At 54.7% G+C, this 15428-nt stretch carries 14 protein-coding genes and 1 pseudogene; 7 read left to right on the top strand and 8 right to left on the bottom strand.

The annotated features are described in order from the left end of the window. Positions 1-23 precede the first annotated feature (23 nt). Positions 24-869, bottom strand: coding sequence for an N-hydroxyarylamine O-acetyltransferase (nhoA, locus tag OGX84_RS15130; RefSeq protein ID WP_110494254.1), 846 nt, complete (start codon positions 867-869; stop codon positions 24-26). 234 nt (positions 870-1103) lie between these two features. Here nhoA and OGX84_RS15125 point away from each other — a divergent pair. After that, a pseudogene (locus OGX84_RS15125) lies at positions 1104-1672 on the top strand (flavin reductase family protein). 107 nt (positions 1673-1779) lie between these two features. Next, positions 1780-2829 carry a GGDEF domain-containing protein gene (locus OGX84_RS15120; protein WP_181574540.1) on the top strand — a complete coding sequence of 350 codons (1050 nt, stop codon included), beginning with the start codon at positions 1780-1782 and terminating at the stop codon, positions 2827-2829. A gap of 5 nt (positions 2830-2834) precedes the next feature. On the opposite strand, the gene pptA is transcribed toward OGX84_RS15120, so the two are convergent. Together pptA and OGX84_RS15110 are read right to left on the bottom strand one after the other, a co-directional pair. After that, entirely contained in the window at positions 2835-3062 is a 228-nt protein-coding gene (pptA, locus tag OGX84_RS15115) for a tautomerase PptA (protein ID WP_049009881.1), read from the bottom strand. Positions 3063-3170: 108 nt separating this feature from the next. Next, positions 3171-3788, bottom strand: a complete 618-nt coding sequence (locus tag OGX84_RS15110) for a glutathione S-transferase family protein (protein ID WP_049009879.1) — start codon at positions 3786-3788, stop codon at positions 3171-3173. A 296-nt stretch (positions 3789-4084) separates the two neighbouring features. Here OGX84_RS15110 and ansP point away from each other — a divergent pair, with 296 nt between their 5' ends. Next, a complete protein-coding gene (ansP, locus tag OGX84_RS15105; protein WP_024130324.1) occupies positions 4085-5584 on the top strand; it encodes an L-asparagine permease in 1500 nt (499 codons plus the stop codon). 106 nt (positions 5585-5690) lie between these two features. Here the strand turns inward: ansP and yncE are convergent, their stop codons facing one another. Then, complete coding sequence (gene yncE / locus OGX84_RS15100; RefSeq protein ID WP_049009875.1) at positions 5691-6752, bottom strand: 7-bladed beta-propeller protein YncE; 1062 nt, start codon at positions 6750-6752, stop codon at positions 5691-5693. 265 nt (positions 6753-7017) lie between these two features. Between yncE and pqqU the strand changes: the two genes are divergently transcribed. Then, positions 7018-9141: a TonB-dependent receptor PqqU gene (pqqU, locus tag OGX84_RS15095; RefSeq protein WP_286458125.1), complete on the top strand. Its 2124-nt coding sequence runs from the start codon at positions 7018-7020 to the stop codon at positions 9139-9141. A 75-nt stretch (positions 9142-9216) separates the two neighbouring features. Here the strand turns inward: pqqU and curA are convergent, their stop codons facing one another. Further along, positions 9217-10254, bottom strand: coding sequence for an NADPH-dependent curcumin/dihydrocurcumin reductase (gene curA / locus OGX84_RS15090; protein ID WP_024130322.1), 1038 nt, complete (start codon positions 10252-10254; stop codon positions 9217-9219). 48 nt (positions 10255-10302) lie between these two features. Next, positions 10303-10878 carry a helix-turn-helix domain-containing protein gene (locus OGX84_RS15085; RefSeq protein ID WP_112002077.1) on the bottom strand — a complete coding sequence of 192 codons (576 nt, stop codon included), beginning with the start codon at positions 10876-10878 and terminating at the stop codon, positions 10303-10305. 37 nt (positions 10879-10915) lie between these two features. Between OGX84_RS15085 and OGX84_RS15080 the strand changes: the two genes are divergently transcribed. After that, positions 10916-11434 (top strand): GNAT family N-acetyltransferase, encoded by a 519-nt coding sequence (locus OGX84_RS15080; protein WP_049008494.1) that lies wholly within the window; start codon positions 10916-10918, stop codon positions 11432-11434. Continuing rightward, on the top strand, positions 11431-11880 hold the full coding sequence (locus OGX84_RS15075) for a DMT family transporter (RefSeq protein ID WP_071258342.1): 450 nt from the start codon (positions 11431-11433) through the stop codon (positions 11878-11880). Before OGX84_RS15080 ends, OGX84_RS15075 begins: the two co-directional genes overlap by 4 nt. Positions 11881-11962: 82 nt before the next feature. Here the strand turns inward: OGX84_RS15075 and OGX84_RS15070 are convergent, their stop codons facing one another. After that, positions 11963-12196: a YdcY family protein gene (locus tag OGX84_RS15070; protein ID WP_012132361.1), complete on the bottom strand. Its 234-nt coding sequence runs from the start codon at positions 12194-12196 to the stop codon at positions 11963-11965. 17 nt (positions 12197-12213) lie between these two features. Further along, complete coding sequence (locus OGX84_RS15065) at positions 12214-13812, bottom strand: ABC transporter substrate-binding protein (protein ID WP_024130321.1); 1599 nt, start codon at positions 13810-13812, stop codon at positions 12214-12216. A 282-nt stretch (positions 13813-14094) separates the two neighbouring features. On the opposite strand from OGX84_RS15065, the gene OGX84_RS15060 reads away from it, so the two are divergent. Next, positions 14095-15426, top strand: a complete 1332-nt coding sequence (locus OGX84_RS15060; protein ID WP_112002076.1) for an SrfA family protein — start codon at positions 14095-14097, stop codon at positions 15424-15426. Positions 15427-15428: the final 2 nt, after the last annotated feature.

The following is a 15428-nucleotide window of genomic DNA, read 5'->3' as shown; positions in this document are numbered from 1 at the left end:
AAGCCGCCATCCGGCGCAAAACGTTATTTCCCTGCCTCCGGGTGGGTATCAAACGCCGCCATAACGGCCGCTAATTCCGCCTCGGTAAACCCGTGCTTCGCATCATCGACTCCCAGCCCAAACTGCTCCTGCAATAGCGCGTAAAGCGACGCCACATCCGGCACATTACGCTGTTCTATCGCATGGCCTTCCTGATAATGGGTGAAATGGAAATTGGTCAGCGTCAGCTTACCGCCATCCGGCAAATGGCGGCACATCAACAGGTGATGGCGAAAATGCGACTGCGGCCAGTGCGCTGACCAGAAGTTGCCCATCACGTAATCGCTCTGCTGCTGAACCCCCAGATCGAAGCAATACATCGACTGCCAGTGATCGTGATGGCGAAACTGCAAAATCCAGTTATTCCCCTCTTGTCGCAAACGGTATTCGCCATGCGGCGTCTGTTGTTCACATTCTGCCTGCAAACGGATGGGCGCGGTCAATGTCTGCCCGCCAAATCCGACGTCTGCAATCCACGGCTCGCCTTGCAGTTCGACCAGTAACAGTCGGTGCGTGCGTGGCGGCAAGCTGGTCGGGTTTGTTAGTACGACGCGCCCCAGCAGGCTGCGCACGGTAAAGCCTGTCTCCCGTAAAGCACGTTCAAACAGCCCATTTTGTTCGAAGCAATAGCCGCCGCGACGGGCGGTCAGCAATTTTTCCTCCAGCGACAAATCGTCGAGCTGAATTTCGCGCGGCAGTAAGACATCCAGATTTTCAAACGGAATGGTGCTGTTATGCTGCAAATGCAGCGCTCGTAAAGTGTCAAGATTAGCTTCGGCAGCGCCCGACCAATTTATGCGGGCAAAATAGGCGGTCAAAAAAGACGTCATAAGGCATTCCTGTCTGTAGGGGTTCACGCAAAAAAACTGATTCTACGCTGATGGCGGCAATCTGTTACCCCGCCGCCTGGCGTAATATGTCACGGATGCGGTTCTCAACCTGGAGTATGATTTATTTTTGGCGGTATTACGTACAATAACGTGCGTTGCACATGTATCCTTTAGCCACTATTTTCAATAGTGTCGTTACGATAAGACGATAATCCCCCTGAACGAGGCATACCTATGAGTCGTTTTCGTCCTGTAGAGCTACATCATGCCAGCCGTCTGTTAAATCACGGCCCGACGGTTCTGATCACCAGCCGGGACGATCGCACGGAGCGGCGGAATGTTATGGCGGCGGCGTGGTCTATGCCGTCGAGTTTGAGCCTCCTCGTCTTGCCATTGTGCTGGATAAAACCACCTGGTCGCGCGAGCTTATAGAACGCAGCGGTATGTTTGGCATCGTGATTCCCGGCGTAGCGGCAACGAACTGGACGTATGCGGTAGGCAGCGTCTCTGGCCGCGAAGAAGATAAATTCAACTGCTATGGCATCCCGGTGGTAAAAGGCCCGGTGCTCGGTTTACCCATGATCGAAGAGAAATGCCTCGCCTGGATGGAATGCCGACTGCTGCCCGCAACGTCGGCACAGGAAAAATATGACACGCTTTTTGGCGAAGTGGTTTCGGCGGCGGCGGATGAACGTGTTTTTATTGAAGGCCGCTGGCAGTTTGATGACGATAAACTGAATACCCTGCATCATTTAGGCGCGGGAACCTTCGTTACCTCGGGCAAAAAAATTACCGCGGGCTGAAGGCGAAATGCCCCCCGGCATCCCCGTTTATCATCCACTTTTCAGATAACGCTATGGCTCAGGATAACAGAAAAGCGAAACATACCATCTGGACCACTCGCGAGGATATGGTGAGACGAGGAATGACTCTCAGCCTGCCGTGGTTTGCTTTTGTGAATATCAGTTTTGCGCTGATGATCTTTTTTCGTGACGCGTTATTCCACGATACCCACGCGCGCTATCTGGCAGAGATGCGTATTGTCCGCACTATTGATGACGCCGTTATCGGCATTATGCTGGTCTGTGCCCTGCTGTTGATTACCTCCCGGCGGCAATCCTGGCTGACGCAGGGATTATTAATCACCCTTAGCCTGTTCTGGTCCTGGTGCAGTTATTATTTCATCAGCCACTGGCAATTAACGTTCGCCTATCCTCTCTGTGCGGTGTTATTACTCAGCGCCGTGATCGCACTTTATTTTCATACGCCGAGCGTACTCGCTTTTCTGCTCCCGCTATGGCTGACCGTCCCCGTCGCCAGCGTTGTTTTGAATCAGAAAGTGAATATTCATTTCGCGGTGATCTGGGGCATTTTCTCGCTTATTTTGCTGGGCGGCCGTTTTATGCTGATTCGCTGGTTTGATGAAGCCTGGCGACAGAACCAACACAACAACCTGCTTATTTCGCGCCTGGATAACCTTGCGCATCGCGACCCGCTCACCGGTACGGCAAACCGGCGCGCAATGGAAAAACTGCTGCATAGCGCAACGGCACAGCAAAATGCGTTTGCGCTGATCATGCTCGATGTCGATTTTTTTAAACGCTATAACGACGCCTACGGGCACCCGGCCGGCGATGCCTGCCTGAGTCAGGTCGCGGATATACTCGCTCAGTCGGTGCGTAGCCCGGAAGATGTGGTCGCCCGGTATGGCGGCGAAGAGTTCGCTGTTATTTTGTTTGACGCGACGTTGCAAGACGCAGAACGCGTGGCGGTGAGAATACAACAAGCGCTGGAAGCGGCGGCGATCCCTCACCCGGCGTCAACGGTAAGTGACAGCGTCACGGTAAGTCAGGGTATCGCCTGCTCAGAGAAAGGCAAAACCGCTGAACAGACGATAGCGGATGCCGATGCTGCGCTGTACCGGGCCAAAGAGGCCGGACGGAATCGTTGGGCGCGCTGACAGCGTTACATGCTGTAGCCAGGTTTTTTAATCAGCGAGTCCATCTGCGGGGCGATTTCCGCGTCCCAGACGGTTTTCCAGGCATCCGGCTGAACCTGACTGAGCGCAATGCTTACCGAGCTGTCTTTACTTTGCAGATGGCGGATAATGACGTCGGTAATCTCCGCAGCCAGGGCGGCCTTCTCTTCGTCATTCAGTTCGCGAGGAAAACACTTAATATCAATGTGCGGCATAGCAGGTTCCTGTTCTTTTATTGTCTGAGTGAATATCACGTTATCACAGGAACGGCGAACGGTGTGTCCGTTAATGCGCGCTAACGGCCATCATCGGCGCCGCCCGTGCTAAATGATGTCGTTATTTTTCAGCACCGTCTGGAGCGGTGGATGCTGGCAGACCGCATCGGCAATCGCGCTAATGTTCGGGGCATTGTCCTGAAACCAGTCATGACCCGGCCCCCAGGTGCGCATCACGCACAGATAACAATCCAGCAGCGTTAGCTGTCCGCCAAAGGCGTAGGGTTCCGCTATCAGCCGATCGTTGAGCCACATATACAGCGCCTTACGGTATTCAAGGCAGCTTTTCTTCAACTGCTCCGGGGCATTTTGCACCCAGCGTTCAGGGTAATCAGCATATGTGAATGTGGGATAAACGTTCGCTACCAGCCAGATTAACAAACGCTGAAACTGCTGACGCTCGGCGTGTCCGACCGGCGGCGCGAGATCGGGACGGCGATCGAGGATCATCAGCGCAATGGCGGCGCTCTCCGTCATGATTTCTCCGTTTTCCAGCGCCAGCGTTGGAATCTGGCACAGCGGGTTGAGCTTCTGGAGCAGATCCCGCTGCGGCCCCTCGGCATCAAACCCCTTCACATCGATAAATTGATACGGAATCTCCGCCAGAGTCAGCATGACTTCGCTAATTGCCGAGCCCCAGCCGGGTACGCCATAAACTTTGATCATGCGGCCTCCACAACGTGTAAAACGCTAAGTGTAGTTGATTCACCGTGCTACTGGCTGAATCGTGACCACAGCGCGGCTGAGCTGACCACACGTAAAAGCACGACGTCTTAACGCTGCGTTTCCGGGTATGTTTTGCGTCGTTTAACAATTGCAGGTAGGATGCTCCGCCGATGGTTTTATCCCTACCACAGAATGATGGGAAAAACCGTTTCAGCGTTAGCCAGGCAATCGTTTGGTTAGCAAAAGGTGCGGCACAAAAAGTATCTCTTCTGTCCGACAGGTCAACAGGTAACACAATGAAAACACACAATACAAACGCGCTTGAACAACATGCCGCGAAACGACGCTGGTTGAACGCCCATGAAGAGGGTTATCACAAGGCGATGGGCAACCGACAGGTACAAATGATTGCCATTGGCGGCGCAATTGGCACCGGATTGTTTTTAGGGGCTGGCGCACGACTGCAAATGGCTGGCCCTGCCCTGGCGCTGGTTTATCTGGTATGCGGTATTTTCTCATTCTTTATTCTTCGCGCGCTCGGCGAGCTGGTTTTGCATCGCCCTTCCAGCGGCAGCTTCGTCTCCTACGCCCGTGAATTTTTAGGCGAGAAAGCGGCATACGTCGCAGGCTGGATGTACTTCATCAACTGGGCGATGACCGGGATCGTCGATATCACCGCAGTGGCGCTGTATATGCACTACTGGGGCGCATTCGGTGACGTTCCGCAATGGGTGTTTGCCCTGGGCGCGCTGGCGATTGTGGGCACAATGAACATGATTGGCGTGAAGTGGTTCGCCGAGATGGAGTTCTGGTTTGCGCTGGTAAAAGTGCTGGCGATTGTCCTGTTTCTGGTTGTCGGCACAATCTTTTTAGGAAGCGGCAAACCGCTGGATGGCAACACAACAGGCTTCCATCTGATCACCGATAACGGCGGGTTCTTCCCGCATGGCCTGTTGCCTGCTCTGGTGCTGGTTCAGGGCGTTGTCTTCGCCTTCGCGTCGATTGAGCTTGTTGGTACGGCGGCCGGAGAGTGCAAAGATCCGCAAACGATGGTGCCAAAAGCGATCAACAGCGTGATCTGGCGTATTGGCCTGTTCTATGTTGGTTCCGTTGTCCTGCTGGTGTTGCTGCTGCCGTGGAACGCGTATCAGGCCGGTCAGAGCCCCTTCGTGACCTTCTTCTCAAAACTGGGCGTGCCTTACATCGGCAGCATTATGAACATTGTGGTGTTGACGGCGGCCCTCTCCAGTCTGAATTCAGGCCTGTACTGCACCGGCCGTATTTTACGTTCGATGTCGATGGGCGGTTCCGCGCCGAAATTTATGGCGAAAATGAGCCGTCAGCAGGTGCCGTACGCCGGTATTCTGGCGACGCTGGGCGTGTATGTCATCGGGGTGTTGCTCAACTATCTGGTGCCTTCTCAGGTTTTCGAAATTGTCCTTAACTTCGCATCGCTGGGTATTATCGCCTCCTGGGGCTTCATCGTGGTGTGCCAGATGCGTTTGCGTAAGGCGATTAAAGAAGGCAAAGCGGCAGACGTCAGCTTTAAGTTACCGGGCGCGCCGTTTACTTCCTGGCTCACCCTGCTGTTCCTGCTGAGCGTTCTGGTGCTGATGGCGTTTGATTACCCTAACGGCACCTATACCATCGCTTCACTTCCGCTGATTGCCATTCTGCTGGTCGCTGGCTGGTTTGGCGTGCGCAACCGCGTGGCGGAAATTCACCGCACCGCGCCGGTTGTGCCGCAGGAAGAGAGTAAGCAGGACATGGTATTACGAGAAGAGACGGCGAGTTAACACTGGCAGCCCGGTGGCGTGACGTTTATCGGGATGTTGTTACGCGGTAAAAAGGAGGGGCTTGCCCCTCCTTTTTTTACTTAATGCTTACAGCGTTATTTAACCGTTACAGCGCGATGCGGATAACATCATCTGGCTGAGTGGCTTCCTGCTCACGGGTTGATTTCTGCTTCACGCTCACGAACAGCGTTTGCCCGTCCGCAGACAGCGCCAGGCTATTCGGGAATGTCGGCGTGTCGTAAGTTTTCACGACCTTATAGCTTTTCGCGTCAATCACGCTCACTTTACCGGCCTGGCGGTGCGTTACATAGGCTTCGTTGCGGGTCGGGTTGAACAGCACGGCCAGTGATTCCGGCGCGGCTACTTTTGCCAGCACATTGCCATTACGGGTATCCACCACCAGAACTTCAGCCGCTTTGGAGTCGGTGATAAAAGCGCGATGGCCCGCGGTGTCGAGGCTCAGGTTGATAAAGAAGTGCTCTTTCCCGTCATCCAGCAATGTCTTACGGCTCAGGATCTTGTTGTCCGCAGTATCGATGGTGATGAACTCGCCGTCTGCGTTAGTGGTGTAAAGACGCTTCGCTTTACTGTCAATGGCCAGACCCGTGCTCATTTTACCGGTATTCTGGATGGTCGTTTTCAGGGCGATTTTTTCACCGTCAACCACCCAAATCACGCTCTCTTTACCGATACCGCTGATATATACGGTGTTGGTCGCATCATCGCTGACCAGTTCGCGTGGTTGCAGCGGACGGACATCTTCGGAACGCTTGCGCTCATCCAGCACCAGACGCCCTTTTACATCACCTGTTTTGGCATCGATTGCCGTCAGCGCGCTGTTTACGGTGTTACCAAACCACAGCGTTTGCGTCGCGTTGTTGATGGTCGCGCCAAACGGTTTGAGATCGTTATGGATGGCCTGCGTCACCTCAAGGGTAACCGGGTCGAGGCGATAAACCACCCCACCTTTGTCCGTTTTGCGGCTTTGCGAAGTAGCCAGCCACAGCGCATTTTCCTGCTGGCTATAGGCCATTTCATAAGCGCCCTTGCCGACGGCTTTACGCAGCATTTCTTCTGCCGCCTGCGTGCTAAATGAAGACGCGACCAGCAGTGAACCTAACAGTAAAGAACCACGCAGGCGCGGCGAAAACAGATGACGTAAATGCATGACGACTCCCTTTGATAAACACGTTTGTAGCTGCTTCACATGGCTTCGGCGAGTGAATCCATGTCCCACTCGCTGTATGTAGATGCGAATAGTAATCATTATTTAGTGCAAAGTGGAGTGTTTCTTTGCAGGCAGTCTACAATTTCTTTAATTTTTTCATGTTCCATTAACGCATCGTGCTATTAAATTTTTCATATATTTACAAAGTAATTAAAGTATTCATTAAATTTCATTTGGCACGTTTACTCGTGATTGGTTTTTTTTCATGAAGATCATTACCGCTCGTCAGGCCGCATTTCCCGCCCTTTTATTCCCTTTCGTTTTCTCGCCGGTGAGCCAGGCGGCCACGGCTGAAGATGAACAAACGATGATTGTTAGCGCGACGCCGCAAACGGTGTCTGAACTGGACACGCCCGCCGCCGTCACCGTGGTTGAAGGGGAAGATATGCGACTGGCGACGCCGCGTATTAACCTGTCTGAATCCTTAAACGGCGTGCCCGGTTTGCAGGTGCAAAACCGTCAGAACTATGCGCAGGATTTACAGTTGTCAATTCGCGGATTTGGCTCCCGCTCTGCGTACGGCATTCGCGGTATTCGTCTGTATGTTGACGGCATCCCGGCCACCATGCCGGACGGACAAGGGCAGACGTCCAATATCGATCTGAGCAGCGTCCAGAATGTGGAAGTGCTGCGCGGCCCCTTCTCCGCGCTGTACGGCAACTCTTCCGGCGGCGTGATGAACGTGACGACGGAAACCGGACGCCAGCCGCCGACGATTGAAGCCAGCAGCTATTACGGCAGTTTCGGGAGCTGGCGCTATGGCATGAAAGCCACGGGGGCGATGGGTGACGGAACGCAGGCGGGTGACGTGGATTACACCGTCTCCACGACCCGATTCACCACCCACGGTTTTCGCGATCGCAGCAGCGCGCAAAAGAATCTGGCTAACGCAAAACTGGGGGTGCGTCTGGATGATGCCAGTAAGCTAAGCCTGATTTTCAATAGCGTAGACATTCACGCGAACGACCCCGGCGGCCTGACCGAATCCGAATGGAAAGCCAACCCGCAGCAGTCGCCGCGCGCCGAACAGTTCAACACGCGAAAGACCATCAAGCAGACTCAGGCAGGCCTGCGCTATGAGCGTCAGCTCAGCGAACACGACGATCTGAGCGTGATGATGTATGCCGGTGAACGTGAAACCACACAATACCAGTCCATACCGATGACGCCGCAGCGGGATAACCCCGCGCATGCAGGCGGCGTAATCGTGCTTCAGCGGCATTATCAGGGTATCGACACCCGCTGGACGCACCGGGGCGAGCTGGGCGTACCTGTGACGTTCACCACCGGCCTGAACTATGAAAATATGAGCGAAAATCGCAAGGGATACGAGAACTACCGCCTGAATAACGGCGTGCCGCAGTTTGGCGTGAAAGGCGATTTGCGTCGTAATGAGCGCAACCTGATGTGGAACGCCGATCCCTACCTGCAAACGCAGTGGCAACTGACCGAAAAACTTTCGCTTGATGCCGGCGTGCGGTACAGCTCAGTCTGGTTTGACTCTAACGATCATTACGTTACGCCTGGAAACAGAGATGACAGCGGCGAGGCCAGCTACCATCAATGGCTCCCTGCCGGGGCGATCAAGTATGCGTTCACCGATGCGTGGAACGTTTATCTGGCCGCAGGGCGCGGTTTTGAAACGCCGACCATCAATGAACTCTCCTATCGCCCGGACGGACAAAGCGGCCTGAACTTCGGCCTGAAACCCGCCACCAATGACACGGTGGAAATTGGCAGTAAAACGCGTATTGGCGATGGTTTACTGACGGCGGCGCTCTTCCAGACGGATACGGATGATGAAATTGTCGTCGCCACCAGCGGCGGTGGGCGCACCACATATAAAAACGCCGGTAAAACCCGTCGCCAGGGCGCGGAATTATCATGGGATCAGCGTTTCGCCGGTAACTGGCGGGTAAACGCCTCCTGGACCTGGCTGGATGCGACCTACCGCAGCAACGTCTGCAAAAGTGGCGATTGCAACGGTAACCGCATGCCGGGCATTGCGCGTAATATGGGGTTCGCCTCGCTGGGATATGTACCGGATGAAGGCTGGTATGCCGGCACCGATGCCCGCTATATGGGGGACATCATGGCAGACGATCACAACACGGCAAAAGCGCCCTCGTATACCGTGGTTGGTCTGAACACCGGGTATAAGTTTAACTACAGCAACTTAACGGTCGATGTGTTTGGCCGGGTCGATAACCTGTTTGATAAAGAGTATGTCGGTTCGGTGATCGTCAACGAATCAAACGGACGCTATTACGAACCGGCGCCGGGGAGAAACTACGGCGTTGGCGTCAATCTGGCATGGCGTTTTGAGTAAGCGCCAGAGCTAAAAAAGCTAAAAAAATAGCGGGGAATCGCCCCGCTATTTTTTAATGTCATGCAGCGTCAATTCTCAGGCATCATCCGCCAGGCGAATCACGACCTTGCCGAAGTTCTTCCCGGTCAGCAGACCGATAAACGCCCCCGGCGCTTTTTCCAGTCCGTCGGTGATCTGCTCGCGGTAGTGGATCTTCCCTTCTTTGACCCAGCGCCCCATCTCCTGCTGAAACTCATGAATCCGGTGCCCGTAGTCCTGACCAATAATAAACCCTTGCAGGCGGATGCGTTTTTTTAACAGCGTCGCCATTAATAGTGGCAGCCGGTCAGGTCCGTCGGGGAGTTTTGTGGCGTTATACCCGCTCACCAGACCACACAACGGGATACGTGCCGAAGTATTCAACAGCGGCAGAACCGCATCAAACACCTTACCGCCGACATTTTCATAATACACATCAATCCCCTGCGGGCAGGCTTTCGCCAGTTGTTCCGCAAAATCCGCCGCGTGGTGATCGAGGCATATGTCAAAACCGAGAATCTCGGTCGCGTAGCGGCATTTTTCTGCGCCGCCTGCGACACCCACCACATGACAGCCTTTCAGTTTGCCGATTTGCCCGACGGTTGCGCCGACCGGCCCGGTGGCGGCCGCAACGACCAGCGTTTCCCCTGCTTTGGGCTGGCCGATATCCAGCAGTCCCATATAGGCGGTAAAGCCCGGCATCCCCAGCACGCCCAGCGCCCATGACGGATGCTCAGGGTTGTCACCGAGTTTCACCAGCCCTTTCCCGTCGGAAATATCATAATCCTGCCAGCCGCTGTAACTTAATACCCATTCTCCCGGATGGTAATCAGGGTGACTGGACTCCACGACCCGGCTGACCGTTCCGCCAACCATCACGCCGTCGATCTCCACCGGCGGTGAGTAGGACGGTTCGTCGCTCATTCTTCCGCGCATGTAGGGATCGAGGGACAGGAAAATTGTACGTAACAGCACTTGCCCTTCACCGGGCGTCGCCACGTCGTCCTCTTCCATGCGGAAGTTGCTCTCAACCGGCGCGCCATGCGGACGCGAAGCCAGAACCCAACGACGATTACGGTATGCTTGTTGGCCCATGATGTTCTCCTCTGCTTGTGGCATGAATCCCTCAATAGTAGCCGAACATTAATTACCCGCGTGGTTTAAGCGCACAACCAGGTAAACGCATGTTTCCTGCGTCTCATTGATAAAACAGCAGTCGTTTGGCGGCCCCAGCTCCAGGCAGTCGCCCGCTTTCATCTCATGGCGAACCCCGCCTTCGACAAAGACCAGCTCTCCCTGCTGTAGCCAGATAAGCTGTCTTGCCAGCGCGTAGGATGCCGCAGGCATCGGTACGTCACTCCCCGCCGGAAGCGAGATTTGTACGAGATCGATGGGCAGGTCGCTGCGCGGTGAGACGTGGCGGCGCAGGTAGTGCGTCTGCGGGTCGTGCCAGACGGGTTGATCGGCAAAACGCAGCAGCTTGCCCTCCTGCATTTCTGCACGCGCGATCAGCGTTGACATGCTGATGCCAAACGCCCCGGAAAGCCGCCCCAGCAGCGTGGCCGTCGGGCTGCTCTCTCCGCGTTCGATTTTGTGGATCATGGCGCGCGATACGCCTGCCCGCTCGGCAAGCTCCGTCAGCGACCAGCCCCGCGATTCACGCTCAATGCGAATTCTTGCACTGATCCGTTGATTTATGCTGTCTTCGATAGTATTCATATCGTAATACTATAGTGAACAACAACTGAGGTTCAACATGTCTATTCGATTTGCTGGCAAAGAAGACTGCGCCGCCATCGCCGAAATCTACAATCACGCGGTATTGCACACGGCGGCAATCTGGAACGATCAAACGGTCGATGTGGATAACCGCATCGCATGGTTTGATGCGCGTCAGCTATCAGGCTATCCGGTTCTGGTCAGTGAAGAGAATGGCGTCGTCACCGGGTACGCCTCCTTTGGCGACTGGCGTAACTTTGACGGTTTCCGCCATACGGTCGAACATTCCGTATATGTCCACCCGGATCATCAGGGGAAAGGCCTCGGACGGGCGCTTCTCAGTCGTCTGATCGAGGAAGCGCGCGCATGCGGCAAGCATGTGATGGTCGCCGGAATCGAGTCGCAAAATCAGGCATCGCTGCATCTGCACGAAACGCTGGGGTTCCGCATTACCGCCCAAATGCCGCAGGTTGGCACCAAATTCGGCCGCTGGCTGGATCTGACGTTTATGCAGCTTCAGCTTGACGATCGCCGCGACCCGGATGCGCGCGGATGAACCAGACGCTGACCCTCGCCTTTCTGATTGCCGCCGGTATTGGGCTGGTTGTGCAAAACACGCTTATGGTGCGCATTACACAGAACTCATCAACGATTCTCATCGCCATGCTGCTGAATTCGCTGGTCGGGATTGTCCTGTTTGTCAGCATTTTGTGGTTTAAACAAGGCACGGCGGGGTTTAGCGAGCTGGCTTCCAGCGTGCGCTGGTGGACGTTGATTCCCGGCTTGCTCGGATCGTTTTTTGTTTTCGCCAGTATTAGCGGGTATCAGTACGTTGGCGCGGCGACGACTATCGCGGTTCTGGTTGCCAGCCAGCTTATTGGCGGCCTGGTATTGGACATTTTGAGAAGTCATGGCGTGCCGTTACGTGCGCTGGCAGGCCCGGTTTGCGGAGCGGTGTTGTTGGTGATCGGCGCGTGGCTGGTCGCCAGACGTCAGTTTTAACTGCCGCTTCGCCGGATGGCGGCGTCGCGGCGTAAACGCCTTATCCGGCCTGTACATCCCTCACAGGCCGTGCTTATCAACGTTAGAGAATGCTACCACCTTTGGTAAGCTGTTCGCGACGCGCTTCCATATCTTCCTTGTACTGACGACCGTGATGCGCAATCGCCGTCCGTAGCCGCTGTTGCTGGGTGTAACGATCTTCCCGGCTCAGTTCGGCGTCATCGCTCAGCGCGATCAGCAGTTCGTTCATATGGGTAATGACGCTCTCTTCGATAGCGGCATCTACGCGCGCAGTGACCTCTTCCAGGTGCGACATAAACTCTCCTTAAACCATCAATTCAATTTAGCTTTTGAAAAATCACTGCCCATCAGGCTTACGCTGTATCCGGTTACGTTGCTGCGTGTGGCGTAGAACGTTTTGCCGTTTGCCAGCGCGATCCACGGCGCTTGCTGATAGAAAATATCCTGCGCCTGCTGGTAGAGCTGCGCACGTTCTTCCGGCTTGCTCACCCGTTTCGCTTTCTGGACGAGATCATCATACCCTTTATCGCACCAGCGCGCGGCATTTGAGCCGGTTTTTATGCTGTTGCAGCCCAGCAGCACATCGGCAAAGTTATCTGGATCGCCATTGTCAGACATCCAGCCGAACAGCGCGGTATCGTGCTCGCCTTTACGCATCCCGGACAGATACTCTCCCCATTCGTAAGAGACGATTTTCGCCGTCACGCCGACTTTTGCCCAGTCGCTCTGGATCATTTCCGCAATGCGCCGGGAATTGGGGTTATAAGGGCGTTGCACCGGCATCGACCAGAGCGTTGCCTCAAACCCCTTCTCCAGCCCCGCCTGCTTCAGCAAATCTTTGGCTTTTTGCGGATCGTAGTCGTAATCCTTCAGGTTGTTATTAAAGCCCATCATATTTGGCGGAATGGGCGATTTCGCCACCGTACCGGAACCGAGGAACACCGCGTTGATAATGGCTTTTTTATCAGTGGCGTAATTTAACGCCTGGCGCACCAGTACGTTATCAAACGGTTTTTTCTCGGTATTAAAGGCCAGATAGCCGACGTTCAGCGCATCGACCGAATGCAGCGTTAACGCATTATTCTTTTTAATCTCGTCAAACTGTACGGGTGATGGCGCCGGAATAATCTGGCACTCGTTGGTTTGCAGTTTTGCCAGGCGCGTCTGGGCGTTCGGCGTAATCGAGAAAATAAGATGTCTGGTCGGCACTTCGCCATCCCAGTAGTTCGGGTTCGCCAGGTAGCGAATCTGTGAATCCTGCTTGTAGTGTTGCAGTACGTAAGGGCCAGTGCCGACAGGCCAGTTATCGACGTTTTCCGGTGTGCCTTTTTTCAGCATCGCATCGGCATACTCTGCGGAGAGAATGGAGGCGAAATCCATGCCCCAGTCAGCGAGGAATGCCGCATTGGGTTCGTTCAGCACAAACTGGACGTGATAATCGTCGACCTTTTTCACCTCTTTAATCAACTTATCGAGGCCGACATCATTGAAGTATTCGTAGCTGCCCTGCGACACATTATGGTACGGATGATCCGCATCCTTCTGGCGCAGCACCGAGAAAATAACGTCATCGGCATTAAAATCGCGCGTCGGTTTAAAGAATTTATTGCTGTTGAATTTCACGCCCTGACGCAGCGTAAACGTGTATGTTTTCCCGTCCGGGGAAATCGTCCAGTCGGTCGCCAGCGACGGCACCGGCGTATTTTTTACCGGATCGAAATTGATCAGTCGGTTGTACAGCACCTGCGAACTGGCCACGAATGACGGGCCGGAACTGGCGATTTGCGGGTTAAACGATTCGGGTGAGGCTTCAGAACAGTAGATGATGGTATCGGTATTGGCCGCGAATGCCGCCCCTGCCGGTAAAAGTGCGCTGAGCGCCAGCGCGAGCAACGTTTTCCCTGTAGACATCGTTATAAGCCTTTTCATTTGATTATAAAGAGAGTCATATGAGCATAGCTTACAAAAGCTGACAAATAACGAATCACTCTCAGGTTATTCCGTTCTGGTATTTTTCGCTGATGAATGCGTCCTGCGGCGTGAAATAATTTCCCTTAAGTCTTTTTGAAAACGTCAAGATTTTTCCCCCGGCGCTATGCCATGAAAATTAGCCCCTTTTTGCCTCTCTTCCGCCGTTTGCTTGTCTTTGTAATCCGTAAAGTAGATGCGTGAAGAAGTCTAAGGGACAACAACGTGGCAAAAACTCTCTTACGTAGCGGCAATCTGGACGACTATCAGGCCGTGGGCGGCGGCGGTCAGGCCGTATTTGATTCCGCATTGCAAATTCGTGAAACGCTTCGTCTGCGTAAACAGCAGGCAATGGTGGATTGTCTGGCGATCCCGCAAATTAATGACAGCGGCGATCGCGTCGACTGGTATTCCCCGGTCGAGGGAAAAGCCATCGCATGGAAGGCCGCAGAGGAAGAGGCGCGATTTCGGGCGCTGCGCTACCTGAGCAGCACGCTGGAAAACGCGGCGGCGCTGAGCCGCAAAAGTCTGCAATCCGGGAAAACTTCGTTGCAGCTGTTCGGTTCCCTGCTGGAAAAAGCGGTTCAGTTCCCTGGGGAAAACCACGTTTTTCTGGTTGATGGCAAACCGGTCATCACCTTCTGGGGGTTTGTGAATCTTAATGAAAACACCCGTGAGGACGTGCTTGACTGCCTGCGCGCCATTGATGTTCCGCCCGTCCTGCCGCCTGCCGCTGAACCCGAGCAGGAGGTCGAAGATGAGCCGCTGCCAGAGGTGACGTTTGCCCGTTCCGATGAGCCCTTACTGACGCCGGTGATAATTGAACGCCCCCAGGAACCCGAACCTGAACTGGTCGCCCCTGTTGTTGTCAGCGAACCGCAAGCGCCTTCGCCATCTCCAACCGCTCCCGTGAAGCCCTCTTCGCGTCTGCCGCTATGGAGCCTGCCGGTTGCCGCCGTGATTGTCGCCGCCGTTGCGGCGCCGCTGTTATGGAAACCGTCTGCCCCCGCCGCCGAAGCCACGACGGTCAGTACGCCGGTTGTCGCCGCGAAAGTAGACAGTAAACCGTTGCCGAAGATGATTGCCCAACTGCCGCTGCATCAGGCGGAAGTGATTCCGCCGGTGAAAAAAGCGAAGCCCGCAGATGAACCGGTGGTGATCGCCGCCATCCCCAAAGATGCGCTGGTGATGGATGCCGGTCAGATGAAAGCGGGAGTCACGCGCTTTTTGAATGGAAACTGGCGCGTACTGATTGACGTTAAAGATCCGGTCAGCGGAAAAGCGCCTTCGCTGCGTTACCAGATCCAGAACAATAAAGGCACCGCCCGGGTGGTACACGGCGACAACATCGTCTGCCGGGCGGACATTTTCTCCGGCCTGCATCAGACCGGAGAGCTGATGATCAAGAGCCGTGGTCACGCACGTTGCACCGATGGTTCGCGCTACCCGATGCCGGAAATCACCTGTAAAGCCAGCACGAATGACGTTGCGGCTTGCTCAGCGCGTTATGACGCCCATGCGGAAGTCCCGTTGACGATCAAAAAGATAGGTGCCTGATT

The sequence above is a fragment of the Citrobacter sp. CK202 genome (assembly GCF_030333225.1).
Lineage (GTDB): Bacteria > Pseudomonadota > Gammaproteobacteria > Enterobacterales > Enterobacteriaceae > Citrobacter_B > Citrobacter_B koseri.
Note: the sequence above shows the minus strand (reverse complement) of the source record. Positions and strands in the feature narration are given on the sequence as shown.

Bases quoted from the DNA above. Each gene is read 5' to 3' on its own strand.
- yncE (WP_049009875.1), bottom strand. From the start codon at position 6,752: ATGCATTTACGTCATCTGTTTTCGCCGCGCCTGCGTGGTTCTTTACTG.
- OGX84_RS15120 (WP_181574540.1), top strand. From the start codon at position 1,780: ATGGTGAGACGAGGAATGACTCTCAGCCTGCCGTGGTTTGCTTTTGTG.
- pqqU (WP_286458125.1), top strand. From the start codon at position 7,018: ATGAAGATCATTACCGCTCGTCAGGCCGCATTTCCCGCCCTTTTATTC.
- OGX84_RS15070 (WP_012132361.1), bottom strand. From the start codon at position 12,196: ATGTCGCACCTGGAAGAGGTCACTGCGCGCGTAGATGCCGCTATCGAA.
- curA (WP_024130322.1), bottom strand. From the start codon at position 10,254: ATGGGCCAACAAGCATACCGTAATCGTCGTTGGGTTCTGGCTTCGCGT.
- OGX84_RS15065 (WP_024130321.1), bottom strand. From the start codon at position 13,812: ATGTCTACAGGGAAAACGTTGCTCGCGCTGGCGCTCAGCGCACTTTTA.
- ansP (WP_024130324.1), top strand. From the start codon at position 4,085: ATGAAAACACACAATACAAACGCGCTTGAACAACATGCCGCGAAACGA.
- OGX84_RS15080 (WP_049008494.1), top strand. From the start codon at position 10,916: ATGTCTATTCGATTTGCTGGCAAAGAAGACTGCGCCGCCATCGCCGAA.
- OGX84_RS15075 (WP_071258342.1), top strand. From the start codon at position 11,431: ATGAACCAGACGCTGACCCTCGCCTTTCTGATTGCCGCCGGTATTGGG.
- pptA (WP_049009881.1), bottom strand. From the start codon at position 3,062: ATGCCGCACATTGATATTAAGTGTTTTCCTCGCGAACTGAATGACGAA.
- OGX84_RS15085 (WP_112002077.1), bottom strand. From the start codon at position 10,878: ATGAATACTATCGAAGACAGCATAAATCAACGGATCAGTGCAAGAATT.
- OGX84_RS15110 (WP_049009879.1), bottom strand. From the start codon at position 3,788: ATGATCAAAGTTTATGGCGTACCCGGCTGGGGCTCGGCAATTAGCGAA.
- nhoA (WP_110494254.1), bottom strand. From the start codon at position 869: ATGACGTCTTTTTTGACCGCCTATTTTGCCCGCATAAATTGGTCGGGC.